The sequence below is a fragment of the Streptomyces sp. G-G2 genome (assembly GCF_030063135.1).
Lineage (GTDB): Bacteria > Actinomycetota > Actinomycetes > Streptomycetales > Streptomycetaceae > Streptomyces.
In genome coordinates, this window is the sequence record NZ_JASISO010000021.1 from 47,241 (window position 1) to 66,685 (window position 19,445).

At 73.8% G+C, this 19,445-nt stretch carries 14 protein-coding genes; 10 read left to right on the forward strand and 4 right to left on the reverse strand.

What is annotated here, in order from left to right:
* The first annotated feature begins 28 nt into the window (after positions 1–28).
* From QMF80_RS18265 to QMF80_RS18275, 3 genes are all read left to right on the forward strand, one after another.
* Positions 29–1,063 carry a PHP domain-containing protein gene (locus tag QMF80_RS18265; protein ID WP_283454583.1) on the forward strand — a complete coding sequence of 345 codons (1,035 nt, stop codon included), beginning with the start codon at positions 29–31 and terminating at the stop codon, positions 1,061–1,063.
* Positions 1,064–1,096: 33 nt separating this feature from the next.
* Positions 1,097–2,065, forward strand: coding sequence for an isopenicillin N synthase family dioxygenase (locus QMF80_RS18270; RefSeq protein WP_283454585.1), 969 nt, complete (start codon positions 1,097–1,099; stop codon positions 2,063–2,065).
* Positions 2,066–2,136: 71 nt separating this feature from the next.
* Positions 2,137–3,003, forward strand: coding sequence for a helix-turn-helix transcriptional regulator (locus QMF80_RS18275; RefSeq protein WP_283454586.1), 867 nt, complete (start codon positions 2,137–2,139; stop codon positions 3,001–3,003).
* 12 nt (positions 3,004–3,015) lie between these two features.
* Here the strand turns inward: QMF80_RS18275 and QMF80_RS18280 are convergent, their stop codons facing one another.
* Positions 3,016–6,444 carry an endo-alpha-N-acetylgalactosaminidase family protein gene (locus QMF80_RS18280; protein ID WP_283454588.1) on the reverse strand — a complete coding sequence of 1,143 codons (3,429 nt, stop codon included), beginning with the start codon at positions 6,442–6,444 and terminating at the stop codon, positions 3,016–3,018.
* 305 nt (positions 6,445–6,749) lie between these two features.
* On the opposite strand from QMF80_RS18280, the gene QMF80_RS18285 reads away from it, so the two are divergent.
* From QMF80_RS18285 to QMF80_RS18295, 3 genes are all read left to right on the forward strand, one after another.
* Positions 6,750–8,015, forward strand: coding sequence for a Gfo/Idh/MocA family protein (locus QMF80_RS18285; RefSeq protein ID WP_283454590.1), 1,266 nt, complete (start codon positions 6,750–6,752; stop codon positions 8,013–8,015).
* Between the two features lie 196 nt (positions 8,016–8,211).
* Positions 8,212–8,613, forward strand: coding sequence for an SH3 domain-containing protein (locus QMF80_RS18290; protein WP_283454591.1), 402 nt, complete (start codon positions 8,212–8,214; stop codon positions 8,611–8,613).
* Positions 8,614–8,776: 163 nt separating this feature from the next.
* The gene (locus QMF80_RS18295; RefSeq protein WP_283454593.1) at positions 8,777–11,047 is read left to right on the forward strand and encodes a HelD family protein; all 2,271 of its coding nucleotides are present in this window, start codon (positions 8,777–8,779) and stop codon (positions 11,045–11,047) included.
* 116 nt (positions 11,048–11,163) lie between these two features.
* On the opposite strand, the gene QMF80_RS18300 is transcribed toward QMF80_RS18295, so the two are convergent.
* Both QMF80_RS18300 and QMF80_RS18305 read right to left on the reverse strand, forming a co-directional pair.
* Complete coding sequence (locus QMF80_RS18300; protein WP_283454595.1) at positions 11,164–11,838, reverse strand: DUF6445 family protein; 675 nt, start codon at positions 11,836–11,838, stop codon at positions 11,164–11,166.
* A gap of 80 nt (positions 11,839–11,918) precedes the next feature.
* Complete coding sequence (locus QMF80_RS18305) at positions 11,919–12,413, reverse strand: hypothetical protein (RefSeq protein ID WP_283454597.1); 495 nt, start codon at positions 12,411–12,413, stop codon at positions 11,919–11,921.
* Positions 12,414–12,836: 423 nt separating this feature from the next.
* Here QMF80_RS18305 and QMF80_RS18310 point away from each other — a divergent pair, with 423 nt between their 5' ends.
* Positions 12,837–13,547 (forward strand): DUF4142 domain-containing protein, encoded by a 711-nt coding sequence (locus QMF80_RS18310; RefSeq protein WP_283454599.1) that lies wholly within the window; start codon positions 12,837–12,839, stop codon positions 13,545–13,547.
* 94 nt (positions 13,548–13,641) lie between these two features.
* On the forward strand, positions 13,642–14,994 hold the full coding sequence (locus QMF80_RS18315; RefSeq protein ID WP_283454601.1) for a DUF1996 domain-containing protein: 1,353 nt from the start codon (positions 13,642–13,644) through the stop codon (positions 14,992–14,994).
* Between the two features lie 246 nt (positions 14,995–15,240).
* Here QMF80_RS18315 and QMF80_RS18320 read toward each other — a convergent pair whose 3' ends face one another.
* On the reverse strand, positions 15,241–16,335 hold the full coding sequence (locus QMF80_RS18320) for a PucR family transcriptional regulator (RefSeq protein WP_283454603.1): 1,095 nt from the start codon (positions 16,333–16,335) through the stop codon (positions 15,241–15,243).
* A gap of 426 nt (positions 16,336–16,761) precedes the next feature.
* Here QMF80_RS18320 and QMF80_RS18325 point away from each other — a divergent pair, with 426 nt between their 5' ends.
* Together QMF80_RS18325 and QMF80_RS18330 are read left to right on the forward strand one after the other, a co-directional pair.
* Positions 16,762–17,973: a hypothetical protein gene (locus QMF80_RS18325; protein WP_283454605.1), complete on the forward strand. Its 1,212-nt coding sequence runs from the start codon at positions 16,762–16,764 to the stop codon at positions 17,971–17,973.
* Positions 17,970–19,418 (forward strand): NADH-quinone oxidoreductase subunit NuoF family protein, encoded by a 1,449-nt coding sequence (locus QMF80_RS18330; protein WP_283454607.1) that lies wholly within the window; start codon positions 17,970–17,972, stop codon positions 19,416–19,418. Before QMF80_RS18325 ends, QMF80_RS18330 begins: the two co-directional genes overlap by 4 nt.
* Positions 19,419–19,445 lie beyond the last annotated feature (27 nt).

Consider the following 19,445-nt stretch of genomic DNA (forward strand, 5'->3'; position numbering starts at 1 on the left):
AGCACGGGCGCGCGGCAGGAGGTGGCGCATGGACCCGGTCGCGGCACTGAGCCGGATCGCCTTCCTGCTGGAACGCGCCCAGGCCCCCACCTACCGGGTACGGGCCTTCCGCGGCGCGGCCGCGGCCCTCACCCGCATGGGACCGGCCGAGACCGCCGAGCGGGCCGCCGCGGGCACACTGGAAGCCGTCAAGGGCATCGGCCCCAAAACCGCCCGGGCTGTCGAGGAGGCCCTCGCCGGGAGCGTCCCCGGCTACCTCGGCGTACTGGAGGACGAGGTCGCCGCACACCCCGTGGGGCCGCCACCCAGCCCCGGGGCCGCCGCGCTGCGCGCCGCCCTGCGCGGCGACTGCCACCTGCACTCCGAATGGTCCGACGGGGGCAGCCCCATCGAGGACATGGGCCGGGCCGCCGCCGGCATCGGCCACGACTGGGCCGTCCTCACCGACCACTCGCCGAGCCTGACCATCGCCCGCGGCCTCTCCCCGGAGCGGCTGCGCGAGCAACTGGACGCCGTCGCCGCGCTGAACGCCACCTGGGCGCCCTTCCGGCTGCTCACGGGCATCGAGTGCGACATCCTCGCCGACGGATCCCTCGACCAGGAACCGGAGCTGCTGGACGCCCTCGACGTGGTCGTCGCCTCCGTGCACTCCAAGCTCCGCATGGACGCTCCGGCCATGACCCGCCGCCTGCTGAACGCCGTACGCAACCCCCTCGTGGACGTGCTCGGCCACTGCACCGGGCGCCTGGTCACCGGCCGCACCCGGCCCGAGTCCACCTTCGACGCGGCGGCCGTCTTCGCGGCCTGCGCCGCATCCGGTACCGCCGTGGAGATCAACAGCAGGCCGGAGCGGCTGGACCCGCCCCGCAGGCTGCTGCGCCGGGCCGTCGAGGCGGGCACCCTCTTCGCGATCGACACCGACGCGCACGCCCCCGGCCAGCTGGACTGGCAGCCCCTCGGCTGCGAACGGGCCGCGGAATGCGGGGTACCGGCCGAGCGGGTCGTCAACACCTGGACGGTGGACGGGCTGCGAGCATGGACCCGGACCCGCCGTCCCCCGTGACGGAGCCGCCGCCGACCGGAAAGCAGGCCGTACATGACGCGTTCACCCGTTCCCGTGATCGATCTGCGGCCCTGGCGCTCCGGTGGCCCCGGCGCCCGGGCGCGTACGGCCGCCCGCGTCGACCGGGCGCTCCAGGAAGCGGGTTTCCTGCTGATCACCGGGCACGGCGTCGACCCCGTCCTGCCCGCCCGGATCCGGGAAGCGGCCCGCTCCTTCTTCCGGCTCCCCGCCGGGGCCAAGGCGCCGTACGCCGTCCCCGTCGGCGGCCGGGGCTGGCTCGGCCCCGGCGCGGAGGCCAACAGCTGCGCCGAGGGCGCCGCCTCCCCGCCCGACCTCAAGGAATCCTGGTCCTGCGCGGCCGAGGACCCCACCGGGGACCCCGAGGTCGACGCGGAGTGGTTCCGGCCCAACACCTGGCCCGCCGAAGTCCCCGCGCTGCGTCCCCCGGTCACGGAGTACCTCGCCCGGATGCGGGCCCTGTCGGACGAACTCCTCGAACTGCTCGCCGTGGCCCTCGGCGCGGAAGAAGACCTCTTCACCCGCCACACCGGCCACCCCACCTGGGGGTTCAACGTCAACTGGTACCCGGGCACCGACCGCGTCGGTCCACCCCTGCCCGGCCAGTTCCGCATCGGCGCGCACACCGACTTCGGCACCGTCACCGTCCTGGACCGCGAGCCGGGCGCGGGCGGACTGCAGGTCCACACCGACAGCGGCGGCTGGCAGGACGCCCCCTGGGACCCGGCCGCGCTGACCGTCAACATCGGTGACCTGATGGCCCGGTGGACCGGGGACCGCTGGCGCGCGGGCCGCCACCGGGTGATGCCGCCGCCCGCCGAGGCACCCGCCGAGGAACTGCTCTCCCTCGTCTACTTCTACGAGTGCGACGCGCACACCCGCGTCGAGTCCCTGCCCGCGCCCACCGGCCGCGTGGTCCACGGCCCCGTCGACTCCCACCTCTACCTGCGCGCGAAACTCGACGCGATCACCGTCACCCCCTGACGGCCCGCCGCTCGACCGCCGGACCCCGCGCCCCCTTGAGGCCGCGCCCGGTCGTGGATCACAATCCGCAGATGTCCGCCCCCATGCCGACGCCGTCCGATCCGCCGCCGTACAGCAGCTGGATGCGGTACTTCGCGCCCACCGTCAACCACCGCCGCCTCGGCCTGGTCTGCCTCGGGGTCGGCCTCCAGCGGGGCGCGCTGCCCGTCGTCGGCCCCCGGGCCCTCGACCACCACGTGGCGGTGGTCGTCACGCGCGGCCGGGGCTGGTTCAGCCACGGCGGCCGGCCCCCGCAGGAGGTGGTCGCGCCCGCGCTGCTGTGGCTGGTGCCCGGGGTCGTCCACCACTACGGGCCCGACCCCGGCACCGGCTGGGACGAGAGCTTCGTCGACTTCGCGGGCCGCAGCGTGGAGGCGTACACCGACCTCGGGTACATCACCCCCGACCGGCCCGTGGTCCCGCTCAGCGAGACCGCCGAGGTGCGCCACATCGTCGACGGGATCGTCCGGGCCGCCCGGCGCGGCGGCCCGCTCCTCGACGTGGAGGCCGCCGCCGCCGTCCACGGCCTGTTCGTCGCCCTGCGCTACGCCCGCGCCGAGGTCTCCCGGCACGGGGACGCCGTCATGGACACCCTCGCGCGCGACGCGCTCCTGCCGATATCGGTGGCCGAGCACGCCGCGCGCCTGGGGATGCCGCTGTACGCACTGCGCGGCGCGGTACGCCGCAGTACCGGCGAGGGGGTCAAGGAATACCTCCTCGGGATCCGGCTCAGCCGCGCCAAGGAACTCCTCGCCCGCACCGACCTGCCGGTCGCCGGAGTCGCCCGGCGGGTCGGGTACGAGGACGCGGCCTACTTCAGCCGCCTGTTCAGCCGCCGGGTGGGCGTGGCCCCCGGCCGCTTCCGCGACCAGCAGGCCCTGCCCCGGCAGGGCCGGTGAGTCCGTCCCGGATCACGGCAGGTAGCCGATGTTCAGCTCGGCCACCGACGTCCAGGCGTTGCCCGCCACCTCCCTCGTGGCCCTGAGCTTCACGTAGCGCGCGGAACGGGCGGCGAAGGAGACGTCCTGCTGCGCCGCGGAGTTGACGAAGGTCCCCGAGGCCGCCGCCGTCCAGGTGACCCCGTCGGCGGAGGTGAGGACCTGGTAGTCGGCGATCCGGCCGTTGCTCTGGCTCTGCCGGGGCAGGCAGTGCAGCGCCGACACGTTGTACGACGCCCCCAGGTCCAGGGTGATCTCGTGCGGCATCGGCGCGGTGGCCTGGTACCACTGCGTGTGCCAGAGGGTGGCGGGGTCCCCGTCCAGGACGTTGGCGCCCCGGCCGTTCTCGCCCGCGGTCTCCTCGCTGTCCACGGCCTTGACGCTCATCCGCGACTGCGGGACGAGCAGTTCACCGCCGCCCACCGGGCCGAGGTCGTCCACCGCGAGGTCGTCCAGGACGAAATCGGCTTCGTTGTGGGAGTCCTCGGCGCTCACCTTGCGGATCCCGATCCAGGCGTCCGCCCCGGCCGTGAAGGTCTTGGTGAAGGTGGTCGCGGTCCGGGCCTGGCCCAGCGCGGTGGCGCTCTCCGCGCTCCCGGCGCCGGTGATGAACTGGTAGTCGCCCGCGAACCCGTTCTCGTAACCGAAGCTCACCTTGTACGCGTGGCCCTGAGTCAGCCGCAGGGTCTGCGGCAGGGTGCGGTAGACCAGCCCGGTCCGCTCCTCGTGCGACTTCAGCGAGTTCTGCCCGCTGATCACGTCGTCGACGAGCTTCCCGCTCCAGCCCGCCTGGGTGTAGGGCGCGTTGCGCTGGGCGATGTGCGTGCGCGGATCCGTGGCCGAGCCGCCCGCGCCACCGAAGGCGAAGGGGCCCCAGCCCGCGTCGACGTTCTCGAAGTCCTCGGTGAACCAGTGCCCGCCGAGCGGGGAGCGCGCACCGCGCACCACCCGTACGTCGTCCAGGGCGACCGTGCCCGCGCCGGCGGCGGCCGACAGCTGGAGCGTCGCGGTGGACTGGCCCGCCGGTACGTCGAAGAACACCTTCATCCGCTGCATTTTGGTGCCGTTCTTCTCGCTGCCGCCCAGGTTGTTGGTCAGCGGCGAGGAGTCGGCGTAGACGGAGGCGGCCGTCCCGCCCGTCGGACTCACCTTGAGGGTGGCGGGCCGCCCGGCGGCGGTGGACACCCACACGGAGGCGGCGTACGTCCCGGGGGAGAGGCCGGTGAGCTGCTGGGACACGCTCGGCGCGGTGTTCGGGGCCAGCGTCAGCTCGTTCTGGCCCTGGGCGTTGCGGGTGACGGCGGCGCCGGTCCCGGTGACGTTCCAGGCGTTCAGGTTCCCGGCGTAGAAGGAGGGGTCCTTGACCGGGGTGCCCTCGCCCCACCGCGGGTCCGCCTGCGCGGGCGCCGCGCCGTCGGTGACGACGTACGGGGTGCGCGCGGCGGCGTTGATGGTCACCTTGCCCCCGCTGACCGGCAGGTCGGCGACGAACCGCCGCCCGGTGTCGGTGAGTTCGTACAGTCTGGGCGCGCTCCACCCGGTCGGCAGGGTCCAGGTGGTGGCGCCCGCCTTGTCGTTCCAGTGGTAGAGCTTCCCGTCGCGCGGCAGCAGGTAGGCCGAGCCGGCCAGCACCGTGCGTCCGGCCGTGGTGATCTTCCGGGCGCCGCCGGCGGTGGTGACCGAGGTGCCGTTGGCGAGGGTGACCGTGTCGGCCGTCCACTTCACGATCGGCGATTCCTGGAGGTACTTGGTCGGCAGGTTCGTGGCGAAGGTGGTGTTCAGGAAGGCGGTGTAGTCCCTCTTGCCCTGCCAGCCCTCGTACGCGCTCACCTCGGCCCCGCCGAGCAGCGGGTTGCGGGCGATCCAGTCGTCCTTGGTGTGGTTCGCGATGAAGCGGGTGATGGTCGAGTTGATGCCCTTGAGGTCACTGCCGCCGTAGTCGACGTCGGCCGCCCAGTGGTGCCAGAGGGACTGCTCGGTCAAGGTGTTGGGGAATTCGGTGGCCAGCTGGTAGCCGAGTCCGCCGATGTCCCGCTCCAGCTTGCGCGAGACGTAGCCGTCGCCGTACCAGACGTCCACGTAGAGGAAGTCCAGGCCGGGCGCCGCCGCCTTGAGGTCCTTGAGCCGCTTCAGGCGGTCACCGGACTGGCCGTCCTTGCGGGTGTCGACGTAGTACGACTGGTCCAGCCAGTCCCAGCCGAGTCCGCCGCTCTGGTGCGCGGGATCGAAGGTGGCCGAGACCGGGTACTCCTCGGTCGCGTTGATGTGCACGCCGAAGTCCGCGTTGTAGGCGTGCCCGGCCGTGGTCAGCGCGTTCAGCCTGGCCGCGCCGCCCAGCTTCGTCCCGATGTTCTTGTAGTCCATGTGCGCCGAGTCGTGGCCCTCGGAGGCGTACCCCTTGAGCAGGACGAACTGGCCCAGCCCGTCGGTGGCCAGCGCCACCCGCTTGGTCTCGTCGAGGGTCTCCGCGAAGGGATGCGTGGCCTGCGAGGCGAAGTTGAACGGGATCCGCTGCACCACCCGGTCGGCGGTCTGCTGCCAGCCCGTCGGCGGGGTCCAGATGTCCCGGTACGCGATCGCCGCGTCCTGCCAGTCCACCACCGCGTCGGCGTTGCGGTCGCCCGTGATCGCGATCCGGGCGTACGGCAGCGGCTCGGGGTCGTCCAGCGGGGCGCCCTGCGCCCGGTACAGCCAGTCCCCGCTCCACAGGCCCGCCCGGCGGTAGGCGCCCTTGTCGGTGACCTTCTCGCTGATCCGGCCGTTCTCCCGGGCCGTGCCGCCCGACGGCTGGTCGTACTGGGAGTTGGAGTCGATCGCGGCGGCCAGCCTGCCGGTGTTGACCAGCCCGTACATCACGGTCCTGGCGGCGGCGTCGGCCGGGGTGCTCGCGGTCACCGGGGTGAAGGTATCGCCCGTCCCCGTCGTGGCGGTGTACATCGCAGCCGTGGACAGGGCCGCCCCGGGCTGGTCGCTGCGCACGCTGACCAGGTTGTGGTCGGGGATGGAGAAGCTGCGCACCCGCAGCGCGGCGGTGTCCTCGATCGCCGTCACCTTGAACTCGACGACCGAACCGGTCACCGACAGGCTGGACTTGACGCTCACCCCGGAGAAGGTCATGACGTAGTCGACGCCGGAGACACCCGGGGTGGAGGTCACCGCCGGGGTGTAGGGGGTTCCGTTGACGAGGACGGTGGAGAGGGTGTCCTCGTTGCCGTTCAGCACGTCACCGGTGGCCCGCCGGGTGTAACTGATCACCCTGGGGAAGGCGGGGTCCACGCTGACGGACAGGTCGGTCGAGCTGATGGTCAGGGGCGTGGCCGCCATCGCGGTGGGCACGGCCACGACCAGGGTGGCGATGAGCCCGGCCACCGCGGCTGCGGCGGGCCAGAGGGGGGTGCGCATCGGACCTCCGGGAGTCGGCGCTGGCTGCGCGGAAGGCCGCACGACATGGAGACCGGCCGTCCGCTCACTGATCAGCCAGCTTGCGGACCGCCCCCGTGGCAGGCCCATGGACAAAGCGGAGTGCCGTCCTGGACTTCTGGCGGCGGCTTCCGGCCCTTCCTTCCCCGGGGCGCGAACCGGTGGGCGGTGGCGCGCATCGGGCCGGGGCCCGCGGGGCAGGGCTGGCATATGCGCCGAGCCCGCCCGTAGGTCCGCCCGCGCAGCTGCCCGCCCGTACGCCCCTACGCCCGCACCCGGAGGCCCGTATGACCCCGCAGCCCCTCACGCCCGCCCCGCCGGTGACCCTGGCCCTGGTCGGGGCGGGGCTGCGCGGGCTGACGTACGCCCGGCACGCGCACGCCACCGGCGCCGGGCGGATCACCGTCCTCGCCGAGCCCGACCCGGCCCGGCGCGCCGCCGCCGCGGCCGAGTTCGGCGTACCGCCCGAGCGGGTCTACCCGCACTGGGATGCCCTCGCGGCGGCGGGCCGGCAGGCCGACGCCGCGATCATCGCCACCCAGGACCGGATGCACACCGCGCCCGCCGTCGCCCTCGCGGCCACCGGACACCACCTGCTGGTGGAGAAGCCGATGGCCGCCGAGGAGAGCGAGGCCGAGCGGATCGCCGAGGCCGCCGAGCGGCACGGCGTCCTCCTCGCCGTCTGCCACGTGCTGCGCTACACCCCCTACACCCGGGCCCTCAAGGCCCTGTTGGACGAGGGCCGGATCGGCCGCCTCGTCGGCGCCGAACACCTCGAACCCGTCGGCTGGTGGCACTTCGCCCACTCCTTCGTCCGCGGCAACTGGCGCCGCTCGGACACCTCCGGGCCGCTGCTCCTCACCAAGGCCTGCCACGACCTCGACTGGCTCGTGCACCTCTTCGGCCGCACCCCGCGCACCGTGACGTCCTACGGCCGCCGGGGCCACTTCCGGCCCGAGGGCGCCCCGCCCGGCGCCGCCGACCGCTGTACCGACTGCGCCGTCGAACCCGACTGCCCCTACTCCGCGCCCCGCCTCTACCTCGGCTGCCTGGGAGAGCCGCGCCGCGAGTTCTGGCCGCTGTCCGCCGTCACCACCCGGGCCACCGAGGCGGGGGTCATGGACGCGCTGCGCACGGGACCCTACGGCCGCTGCGTCTACGCCTGCGACAACGACGTCGTCGACCACCAGGTCGTCGCCATGGAGTTCGCCGACGGAGCCACCGCCACCTTCACCGTGAGCGCCTTCACCCCCATGGGCGACCGCCGCACCCGCCTGTTCGGCACCCACGGCCACATCGAGGGGGACGGCGCCATCCTGCGGGTCACCGACTTCCGCACCGGCCGCGAGGAGCTGGTCGAGCCCGCCGGGGGAGCGCCCGAAGGCGGGCACGGCGGCGGTGACCTGGCCCTGACCGAGGCGTTCCTGGCCGCCGTGGCCACCGGCGACCGGAGCCTGCTGCTGTCCGGCCCCCGGGTCAGCCTGGCCACGCACCGCCTGGTGTGGGCCGCCGAGCGCGCCCGAGCCCTGGGCGCCCCGGTCGACGTACCGTGACCGCGCAGGGTGGTCGGCCTCCCCCGGTCCGCGCCGCAAGGTCCCCGGCCGGGGCGCGGGTTCACCCGATCGGGCCGGGAATCCGGTGGATCGCGCGGGAGCGGCGGTGCGCCTGCGCGGCGGGGCGCGGGCCTCTCGCCATAGTCGTCCCGGGCGACCGGCAGGGTCGCCGTACGCCCTCGCCCGGGAGCCGCACATGGCCGTCATGCCGACCTCGCCGATCTCGTCGTCCACGCCGTTGGGGCCCGGGTCGCTCCGGGCGGTCCTGGCCCTCACCGCGGGCAGTGTGCTGATCGGCCTGACGGGCGCGGGCGCCGCGCTGGCCGACGGCGCGCCGGGAGCGCGGACCCGGACGCAGCCGGAGTACGCGTTCGGCAAGGTGGTCTCGAAGGCCGAACTGACGGTCCGCAGCAGGCCGGGCACCCGCGGGTACGCGCTGGGTACGTTCGCACCGGGCCAGAAGGTCGAGATCCTGTGCAAGAAGCACGCGGAGCAGATCGACGGCAACGACCTGTGGTACCGGCTGTACAACGAGCGCGACGCATGGGTGTCCGCGCGCTACGTGAAGGACCTGAGCCCGGTGAAGTGGTGCGGCTGAGCCGGGCCCGAGTCCCGCTCCCGCACAAAAGAAATACCCCGGTCGGATTGACGACCGGGGTATTTCTCTGCGTATATTTGATGATTCACGACTTCGGACACTTTGAGGCATGAAGAAGTCATGAACAAGCTTATGGGAACACTGTATCGCGTCGGGAGTGGAATTGTCAACCGCGGAATTCGAGAATGAGCAGCAATTCATCACGGAGCTGTACGACCGCCTCGACGACCTGCGCGAACAGGCCGAAGGCGCCGTACGCGGGGCCCTGCGCGACATCGGGACCGGTTTCCAGGCCCGGCTGGAACGCGACGTCGTGGTCGCCGAACAATCCGGCCTGCTGTCCGCCCTGAACACGGGGGAGAACGGCCTCTGTTTCGGCAGGCTGGAGTTCTCCGACGGCCGCGACCACCACATCGGCCGCATCGGAATCCGCCGCGACGACACCGAGCGCACCCCCCTCGTCCTGGACTGGCGGGCCGACGTGGCGCGCCCCTTCTACCTCGCCACCGGCCACCACCCCATGGGGCTGCGCCGGCGCCGCCACCTCACCACCCGGGGCCGCGAGGTCACCGCCCTGCACGACGAGATCCTCGACCTCACCGACGCCGAGCGCACCGGCCACGAGGGCGCCGACGCGGACGCCGTGCTGCTCGCCGCCCTCGACGCCGCGCGCACCGGCCGCATGCACGACATCGTGCGGACGATCCAAGCCGTCCAGGACCGGATCATCCGCTCACCGCACCGCGGGGTGCTCGTCGTCGAGGGCGGACCCGGCACCGGCAAGACCGCCGTCGCCCTGCACCGGGCGGCGTACCTCCTTTACGCGCACCGCGAGCTGCTCGCCAAGCGCGGCGTCCTGATCGTCGGCCCCGGCCCCGCCTTCCTCGGGTACATCGGCCAGGTGCTGCCCGCCCTCGGCGAGACCGGCGTCCTGCTCGCCACCCTCGGCGAGCTCTTCCCCGGCGAGCGCGCCACCGCCGCCGACCGGCCCGGGGCCGCGGCCGTCAAGGGCCGCGCCGCGATGGCCGACGTACTCGCCCGGGTCGTCAGCGACCGCCAGACGCTGCCGCAGGACGTCCCCGCCGGGCTCGGCGAGGACACCGGCACGGTGCCCGAGGCCGCCCTGGAGATCGACCACGACGACTACGGCACGCTGCTGCTCCACCGCACCATGGCGCACGAGGCCCGCGACCGGGCCCGCGCCACCGGGCTCCCGCACAACCTCGCGCGCCCCTACTTCGCCTTCCGGATCATCGACGCGCTCACCGAGCAGCTCACCGAACGGCTCGGCGCCGACCCCTTCGGCGGCCCCAACCTGCTCGGCCCCGACGACATCGCCCAGCTCGCCAAGGAGATCGCCACCAGCGCCGAGGTGCACGCCGCCATCGACACGCTGTGGCCCGCGCTGACCCCGCAGCGGCTGCTCGCCGAGTTCCTCGCCGAGCCCACGTACCTCGCACCCGACGAGGCGGACCTGATCCGGCGGGACTCCGGCGGCTGGACCCCCGCGGACATCCCGCTCCTGGACGAGGCCGCCGAACTCCTCGGCACGGACGACAGCGCGCTGCGCGCGGCCGAGGAGAAGGAACGCCAGGACCGTGTCGCCTACGCGCAGGGCGTGCTGGACCTCTCGCAGGGCTCGGAGTCCTACGAGTTCGAGGACGAGGAGAGCGAGTTCCTCGCCGCGCACGACCTCATCGACGCCGAGCGCATGGCGGAGCGCCACGAGGAGGACGACCACCGCAGCACCGCCGAGCGCGCCGCGGCGGACCGGACCTGGGCCTTCGGCCACGTCATCGTCGACGAGGCGCAGGAACTCTCCGAGATGGCCTGGCGGTTGCTGATGCGGCGCTGCCCCACCCGCTCGATGACGCTGGTCGGCGACCCGGCGCAGACGGCCGACGAGGCGGCCTGCGGATCGTGGGAACGCATCCTCGCCCCGTACGTCGAGGACCGCTGGGAGCTGGCCCGGCTCGGCGTCAACTACCGCACGCCGGCCGAGATCATGGAGCTGGCGGCCGCCGTACTGCGCGCCCACCATCCCGGATTCGAGCCTCCCCGCTCGGTGCGCTCCACCGGGGTGCGCCCCTGGGTGCGGGAGACCGGTGACCTCCCGCGCGCCCTCGCCGAGGCGGTGGCGGCCCACCTGCCGGCGGAGGGGCGGCTCGCGGTCATCGCGCCGCGTCCGCTGCACGGGGAACTGGCCGAGGCGCTGGCGGACCTGCGGGTGGAGGTACGGGCGGGGGAGGAGCCGGACCTGACCCGGCCGGTGGTCCTGCTCGACCCGCGGCAGGCCAAGGGCCTGGAGTTCGACACCGTCATCGTGGTCGAGCCCGCGGACCAGCAGCCGAGCGACCTGTACGTGGCACTGACGCGGGCCACGCAGACGCTGGGCGTCCTGCACACGGGCAGGCTGCCACGAGGTCTCGGCTGAGCCCCGCGGCGGGGGGAGGCGGGCGGACCGGGCGGCCGCCCGGGCGGGTCGGGCCGCCGTCGGGGTAAGGCCGCCGTCGCGGTCAGGCCGCCGTCGCGGTCAGGCCGCCGTCGGGGTCAGGCGGCCTTCCAGAAGAAGACGGCCGTCATCCGCTTGTCCTCCAGCGTGGTCCCGCAGTAGTCCGTGGCGCTGTGGATCATGTTGGCGGAGTAGAGCAGCAGCCGGTTGGCGCGGTGCGGCACGTCGACGTCCGGGGTGAAGGAGTCCGGGGCGACGAACCGGGTGCCCAGTGCGTCCACCAGGGTGTTGTGCGGGGCGATGACCTGATTGCCGCCGAGCACCCCGCCGGGCAGGCTCTGGCGGTAGAAGCTGGTCCCGTACGCCTTGGGGACGCGGGGGTTGAGGTACAGCACGGCGGCGTAGCGGCACAGGCTGCGGGAGTCGGTGTGGGGGCGGGGCTCGCACTCGCCCGCGCCGACCACCTGTACGCAGTTGTGGTTGAAGGTGCCGCTGCCCGCGGGCCGTTCGGCCCAGATCTCGCGGGCGCCGGTCGCCGCGCGGACCAGGCGTTCCACCCGCTCCAGCTCGCCGGGGTCCAGTCCGGGCATCACCCGCAGCCCGGGCCAGCTCTCCGGCTTGTGGGGGTACCCCTCGGTCCAGTCGTCCCTGGCCAGCGCGCGCTCCCGTACCGCGTCCGGGTCGGGGAGCACGTCGTCCAGGACCCAGTAGTCCCGGCCGCGGGTGGGCTTGCGGTAGGGGAGGACCGGGAGGGCGGTAGGTCGTAGGGACATGGGAGGGACCGTAACGGTCCTCCCGTGCCCGGCGGTCGAAAGGTGGAGTCAATCTTGCGTCAAGTGTTCACCAAACGGAACTACGTGCGGAGGGCGTCGAGGACGCCCCGGGCGAAGGAGTCGACCTTCGTGTCCATGGGCTTGAGGCCCTCGGCCTTCGGCTGGTGGCGGGCCTCGGCGGTGATCGTCACGGTGAGCGGCAGATTGCTGTCCCACACCTGCAGTTCGCGCACCTGGTGCATGTCGGTGGGCTTGTCGAAGTTGAGCCGGGTGGCCTCCCTGCCCACGTCGTTCACCTCGACGAGTTCCTTGTCGGGCATGTCCTTGCGGGAGTCCTCCCGGCCCCGTCCGAAGACGTCCTTGGCGAAGTCGACGCTCTCGGTGAAGGCGAAGTCCAGCTCGACCTTGACGTCCCCGAACGCGGCGTCGGCGGCCTCCACCAGCGGCTGGGCGCACGTGAAGCCGGGAGAGCCGCCGCCCGAGCGCTTGGCCCGGTCGGCGGCCTCCTCGCGTCTGCCGAGGGGGTCGGAGAGCCGGTCGTAGGGCAGGGAATTGCAGATCTCGGCGGTGGCCACCCACGGGTAGCCCCCTTGCCCTCCTGCGAGACCTCCTTCTTGGACCCGCTCCCGCCCCCGCCCCCGCATCCCGTGGCGGCGAGGGCGACGGCCAGGGCGGCCACGGCGGTCAGGGCATGGCGGCCGTGGCGGGCATGGATGTACCGGCGCATCGCGGATCTCCTGTCGGATGACCTGTCAAATGATCGAAAATATACTCAACCACGCTACGCGGCAGGGGAGTTGGGAACCGGAGGATTGACCGCGCGGACGCGCCCCGGGCGGGCGGAACCGTACCAGCCGTCCGGGGCCTCGCCCGGATGTTTGTCCGTTCCTGATGGGCCTTCCGTACGGGCCCCCCAACTCGCCTAGCGTCCCTTGGCACCCGGGGGAGCGCAGCCGGACGACCGCACCGCCCTCCCGGATCACGCACAAGGAGGCACAGTGCTGTCATTCCGCCGCCGGGCCGCCACCGGCCTGTCGCTCGCGTCGAGACAGGTGATCGGCACGGGCATCGTCATCGGCGCGCTCGCCTTCACCCTCGTCGCGCTGCTGATCCCCGTGCACACGTTCGGCGGCTCGGCCGCCGCCGCGGGCGGCGCCCGGACCCCGGCCGCCGCCGACGACGACGGAGCCGGGACCCTGAGCACCGCCTTCGGGCCCCTGAGCCCCCAGGACCGGGACTTCGTCCGCAAGGTGCGCCTCGCCGGGCTGTGGGAACTGCCCGCCGGGCGCCAGGCCCAGCAGCGCGGCATCCGCCCCGCGGTGCGCACCGCCGGAGAGCACCTGGTCGAAGGCCACACCGAACTGGACCGGCGGGTGCGCGAGGTGGGCGAAGCCCTCGGTGTCGACCTTCCGGACCGGCCCACCGACCAGCAGCAGGGCTGGCTGAACCAACTCGACCGGGCCCAGGGCGCCGAGTACGAGCGGCTGTTCGTCCAGCTGCTGCGCCGGGCCCACGGCAAGGTCTTCGCCCTGGTGGCCCAGATCCGGGCGCAGACCCGCAACTCGATGGTCCGGGACCTCGCCACGGACGCCAACACCACGGTGCTGGACCACATCTCGGTCCTGGAGGCGAGCGGGCTGGTCGACTTCGACGGCCTCGCGGACGCCACCCCGGCCCCCTCGGCCAGCCCGGCCCGACCGACCAAGTGACCCACCGGCCAAGTGACCCACAAACCAAGTGGCCCACCGGCCAAGTGACCTACCGACGACGTGACCTACCGACGAAGTGAAGTGAAGTGATCGCATGAGTCAGAACGGCCACAAACGCAGGCTCCGTCCCGCACACAAGGCCCTCGCCCTGGTGTCCGCCCTGGTTCTGGGCGGCGGCGGAGTGCTGCTCGTCACCCAACAGGCCTCCGCGGGCCAGGACCCCGGCTCCCCCCGGACCGCCCCGGTGACCGCCACCATCGACTGCCCCGACGTGGGCGACCAGCTGCGCGAGGTACCGGACCAGGCCCGCCCCGAGGTCGACGACAACCTCGCGCAGCTGGACGCGCAGGTAGCCGACGCCTACACGAAGCTGGCCTCCGGCCGGGCCCGCGGCGACGACCTGCTCGGCACGTTGAAGCAGCAGCGGGGCGAGTCCATCGGCAAGCTCTCCGACGCGCTCGGGCGGGCCTCCGCACAGCCTCAAGGGCTGGACGCGCTCAGCGGCTGCGCGATGAAGGCGGCCCCGGCCGGGGACGAGGCGCGCGGCGCCGCCCTCCAGGGCAGCGGGGGGCCGGCCCGCGCCGACTTCGTCGCCATCAACACCGTACGGCCCAACGTGCGTACTCCCGGACCCTCGTCCCGCGCCTCGACCGGGTCCCTGTCGGTGGACTGCGGCCGCAACGAGAACCGGCACCTCAATCCGGACAACGTCATCGTCGCGCCCGGCGTCGGCAACGGCGCCCACCACATGCACGACTACGTCGGCAACAAGACCACTGACGCCTTCTCCACCAACAGCAGCCTCGCCGCGGCCGGGACCACCTGCGCCAACGGCGACCAGTCCACCTATTACTGGCCGGTGCTGCGGCTGCGCGACGGCCGGGCCGAGAAGGACGCCAAGGCGCCGGGCGGCGGCCAGGACGCGAACGTCGGCACCATCCTGCGGCCCAAGCAGGTGACGACCGAGTTCAAGGGCAGCCCGGCCGACAAGGTCACGGCCATGCCCCGGTTCCTGCGGATCATCACCGGCGACGCGAAGGCGTTCACCAACGGCACCGCCAACGCCAACGCGTCCTGGAGCTGCACCGGGTTCGAGAACCGGCAACTGAAGGACAAGTACCCGGTCTGCCCCAAGGGCAGCGACGTCGTGCGCACCTTCTCCTTCCAGAGTTGCTGGGACGGGCGCAACACCGATAGCGCCAACCACCGCACCCACGTGGCCTTCGCGGGGCGCGACGGCTCGTGTCCCGCCGGATTCAAGGCGATTCCGCAGCTCGTGCAGCGGATCGTCTACGGAGTCCCGCAGGGCGCGCGGTTCGCCGTGGACAGCTTCCCCGAGCAGCTGCACAAGCCGGTGACCGACCACGGCGACTTCATCAACGTGATGTCGGACGCCCTGATGGCGAACGCCGTGCGCTGCGTCAACTCCGGTCGTTCCTGCCGCTAGTCCCAGCGAATCCCCGCGAACCACCGCGAGTTCCCGCTGGTGCCAGAGAATCCCCGCTCACGGGGTCCGGCCGTGAGGCCGGACCCCTCACGGACCCTCGGGGCCGGCGCCCTCCTCCCACCTCCCCGCGCCGCCCCGAGCGTGGCTCCGGCCCCTCCCCCGCCTGCACGGCGGGGAAGGGGCCGGAGCCTGTATGTGTGGGGGCGGGGCGCCCGCTGGTCCCTTCGGGCCTCTTCCGGCCCTGGATCAGAGGCCGTTGACGCGGGCCATGACGCCGAGGGGGCGGAAGTCCGCCGTGACGCTACGGGCCCGGCGGCCCACCCGCGAGTGCTGGCGCCGGACCTGGGCCATGAGGCGGCGGCTGCGCAGGGCCATTTCCAGTTCGAAGCGGGTCCGCGGATCGCGCAGCCCGGGTCCGAAGAGCTTCTCCAGCTGCCGCATGCGGTAGCGCACGGTCTGCGGGTGCACGCTCAGCGCCTTGGCGGCCTCGGGTGCGCCGCCGCCCTCCAGCCAGGCCAGGAGGGTCACTTCGAGGCGCTCGCTCTGCCGGGGGGTGAGGTCGGTCAGCGGCCGGAGCCAGCGCGCCGCCAGCGCGTGCGCGAGGGGCTCGTCCTGGAGCAGCAGCAGGGTCGAGAGGTGGTCGTCCACGAAGACCGGCCGGGCGTCGAGCCCGGCTCGGGTCGGGGTGAGGGCCAGCAGCCGCAGCGCCCAGCGCAGCGAGGAGGCGGTGTCGCGCAGGGGGACGGCGTGGCCGACGGTCGCGAACCGGCCGCGCAGGGCGCTCTCCAGCGGCCCGCGGGCGTCCGGGTCGGGGCTCGGGACCAGCAGGCACGGCTGGCCGCCGACCATCCCGGCGAGGCCGTCGTCCAGGGTCGCCGCCAGCTGCTGGGTCTCGCCGGGGGTGGCGAGGGCGATGGCCCGGACCGTGTCCGGCAGCGGCCAGTGGGCCGCCGCGGCCAGTTCGTCGAGGTCCGAATCAGCCATGGTCATGTCACCCGTAAGAACGGCGAAGAGCTCCCGCCGCGCGTGGTCGGGCGCGGCGGCGGATCCCTGGGCCGGTACGGCCGTCAGTGCGGGGCGCGGAGCGCCGCGACCGGGTTCCTCCCGCTCGTCATTCTCCGGCGCGGCGGGCGCGCCGTAACCGAGGACCGTGAGCAGGGCCGCCTCCACTTGGCGTCTGACGGTTTCGTCTCCGAGGTCCTCCACGAGTGCGGAGAACGCCGGAAGCCCGTCCCGGAGTTCCTCCACTATCCCCGCGGCGAGCGCGGGCAGCTCCTTTCGCAGGACCCGGGTCCATTCGCCTCGGGGGCGGGACCAGATGCGGTTGAGAAGTTCGCACATTGTTACCTCGTTCATGCCGGGGTACGGCCTGTCCCGTGGGAGGGTGGCACGCCCGAAGGGGCCACCTTCTCCTGTGCAGCGGCGGACCGGGCGCCAACCCGGCCACATCCGCCCCACTGGAAGGGAATCTTCCGGGGATACTCGATGCGTTGACGGTGTGGGCACCAGAAGTTGTCACGTTTCGATAAATCCTGTGGAGACGTTGCGAAGCTCCACGATGCTTCTGCACTCCGGCCCCCGCTCCCCGGTCGGCGAGGCACCCATCCGCCGCCCGCTGCCGAGCAGTTCCGACGATCACCCCGGGCGCCGAGCGCGTGAGGTGGAGTGCTCGGTCCTGGCGTATGGGAGAACTCGATGCCCCTGTCCCAGACCCGTGCGCCCCGCTCGCACCGGGCCCACCGAGCCAGACGCCACGCCGGAGCCGCCATGGCCGCGGCTGCCGGGCGTCGGGCCCTGCGGCGCCCGCCCCTGCTGTCCGCCGAGGGCGGCCCGCACCCCGGCGCGCTGTGCGCCGCCGCGCTCGCGGCCCTGCTCTCCCTGGGCGTGGCCGCCCGGGCGGGCGCCCTGACCCACCTGTGGGACTTCCTCGACTACGGGGCGGGCGTGCTCTCGCTCGTCTCCCTCACCGCCGCCGTCCTGTGGGGCCTGGCGGCCACCGACCGCACCCTGCTCGCCTCCGGCCACCGGCTCGTCGCCCAGGGCGCGCACCGCGGCCTCGCCGTCGCGGGGCTCGGCTTCCTCGCCCTGCACGTCTGGGTGAAGGTCGCCGAAGCGCGCACCACGGCCACCGCGGTGCTCGTGCCCTACGCCGACCCGGGCCAGCCCGTCCTCATCGGGCTCGGCACCCTCGCCGGGTACCTCTTCGTGGCCGTCGCGGTGTCCGGCGCCGTCCGCAGCGCCTTCGCCACCAAGGGCCGCTCACTGTGGTGGCGGGCCCTGCACATGGGCGCGTACCCGGCCTGGGGCGCGTCGCTGGTGCACGGGCTGAAGTCCGGCCGCGCCGCGAGCGGCTGGGTGACCGTCGCGTACGCCCTGTGCGTGATCGGGGTCGCCTGCCTGCTCGCCCTGCGGCTGCGGACCAGGCTGCGCGCCCTGAGCGGGCTGCCCGCCCGCGCCGCCGCTCCGCGTTCCGCCCCCGCTCGTGCCGAGGCCCCGCGCCCCGAGGCCGCCCGTGCGGCCGCCCCGCGGGCGGGGGCGGTCCTGTCCGGTGGCGGCCCGGCGGTCGCCGCGTGGGTGCCGGGGCAGCGGATCGGCGCCGATCCGCGTCCCTTCGTACCGCAGCCCGTGGAACAGGCCGGTGACCGGATGACGGCCCGCCTGGTACCGACCCCGTTCGACGAGGACCGGTCGACGACCCGCCTGGTACGGACCCGGCAGCGGCGCGCCGTCACCGAAGGGGCCGCGGCCGACCCGCTGCTCACCCCGCGGGCCGCGGCCGGTCCGGTGCTGGCGACCCGCTCGGCGGCCCCCTTCGCAGCGGCGCCCGCGGCGGCCCCGCCGCCCTTCCCGGGCCCCGATCCCGTGCACGAACGGCCCCCCTACGACCGGGTGTTCCTCGGCGGCGTACCGGTCGCGGGCGCCGACGGGCCCGGCGGCCCGCTCGGTGAAGCCCTCGGCGGACACTGGGGCCGACTGTGACGGGGTCGCCCCTCCCGGGCCTGGGCTGCGTCGGGCAGCCCCGGCTGCTGGCCGGGCTCGACACCGCCGAACGCCTGGACCGGGAAGCCCACTTGGCCGTCCACGGCCCGCTTCCCCGGCACAGCCCCGACGCCCTCCTCGCGCTGGCCGAGAACACCGACCTGCGCGGCCGCGGGGGAGCGGGCTTCCCCTTCGCCCGCAAACTCCGAGCCGTCACCCGGTCCGCCCGCGCGCGTGACGGACGGAGCGCCGTTGTCGTCAACGGCAGTGAAGGAGAGCCGAGTTGCCTGAAGGACACCGCGCTGCTGCTGCACGCACCGCACCTCGTGCTCGACGGCGCGCTGCTGGCCGCCGCCGCGCTCGGCGCCGAGGAGGTGGTCGTCGGTGTGACCCGGGAGGACGTGGAACGGTCGGTGCGCGCGGCCGTGGCCGAACGCGGTCCCTGCGGCAGCCGGGTCCGCGTGACCCGGCTCCCCGAACGGTTCGTCACGGGGGAGGGCACCGCGATGATCGCCGGCCTCGACGGCGGCGCCGCTCTCCCCTCCGGGCAGAAGGTGCGCACCAGCGAACGCGGGCTCGGCGGTCTGCCGACCCTGCTGTCCAACACCGAGACGTACGCCCAGCTCGCCGTCGCCGCCCGGCTCGGCGCCCTCGCCTACCGATCGGCCGGACTGCCCGCCGAACCGGGCACGATCCTGCTGACGGTCGCCGGATCCACGGTGGTGGAGGTACCCACGGGCACCTCGCTGGCGTACGTGCTGGGGCTGTGCGGATCGGGACCCGGCCAGGGCGTCCTGGTCGGTGGCTACCACGGCCGGTGGCTGAGCCCGGGGGCTGCGCTCTCCGCCGCCCTCTCCCGGGAGTCCCTCGCCTCCTTCGACGCGGTGCTCGGCGCCGGAGCGGTGCTGCCGCTGCCCGAGGACACCTGCCCGGCGGGCGAGGTGGCCCGGGTGGCCCGCTGGATGGCCGACGAATCCGCGGGCCAGTGCGGGCCGTGCGTCCGCGGGCTGCCGTCCCTCGCGAGCGCGGTGGCCGAGCTGGTCGGCGGGGGCGGCCGGGCCGCCCTCGAAGCGCTGGAGGCCCGGATGCGCGCGGTGCGCGGCCGCGGAGCGTGCAGCCACCCCGACGGTACGGCGTCCTTCGTGGCCTCCGCACTGGCCGTGTTCCCCGACGAGTTCCGCGACCACGCCGTGGGCAGCGGCTGCGGCCGCCGGGTCCTGGGCGCCCTTCCGCTGCCCGCCGACGCCAACCCGGAACGCCTCGTCGTGGACTGGACGCTGTGCAAGGGGCACGGGCTGTGCGTGGACCTGCTCCCCGATGTCGTCCGGCTGGACGCCGACGGCTATCCGGCGCAGGGGGTCATGGCGGTGCCCGCGCTCCTGCGTCCGAAAGCCCTCCGGGCGGTGCGCCGTTGTCCCGCGCTCGCGCTCCGCATTCAGGAGTAGTTCACCGTTTGGCGCGATCTGACAAAT

Coding starts and splice junctions, on each gene's coding strand:
- QMF80_RS18265 (WP_283454583.1), top strand. CDS start 29: ATGGACCCGGTCGCGGCACTGAGCCGGATCGCCTTCCTGCTGGAACGC.
- QMF80_RS18270 (WP_283454585.1), top strand. CDS start 1,097: ATGACGCGTTCACCCGTTCCCGTGATCGATCTGCGGCCCTGGCGCTCC.
- QMF80_RS18275 (WP_283454586.1), top strand. CDS start 2,137: ATGTCCGCCCCCATGCCGACGCCGTCCGATCCGCCGCCGTACAGCAGC.
- QMF80_RS18280 (WP_283454588.1), bottom strand. CDS start 6,444: ATGCGCACCCCCCTCTGGCCCGCCGCAGCCGCGGTGGCCGGGCTCATC.
- QMF80_RS18285 (WP_283454590.1), top strand. CDS start 6,750: ATGACCCCGCAGCCCCTCACGCCCGCCCCGCCGGTGACCCTGGCCCTG.
- QMF80_RS18290 (WP_283454591.1), top strand. CDS start 8,212: ATGGCCGTCATGCCGACCTCGCCGATCTCGTCGTCCACGCCGTTGGGG.
- QMF80_RS18300 (WP_283454595.1), bottom strand. CDS start 11,838: ATGTCCCTACGACCTACCGCCCTCCCGGTCCTCCCCTACCGCAAGCCC.
- QMF80_RS18315 (WP_283454601.1), top strand. CDS start 13,642: ATGAGTCAGAACGGCCACAAACGCAGGCTCCGTCCCGCACACAAGGCC.
- QMF80_RS18320 (WP_283454603.1), bottom strand. CDS start 16,335: ATGTGCGAACTTCTCAACCGCATCTGGTCCCGCCCCCGAGGCGAATGG.
- QMF80_RS18325 (WP_283454605.1), top strand. CDS start 16,762: ATGGCCGCGGCTGCCGGGCGTCGGGCCCTGCGGCGCCCGCCCCTGCTG.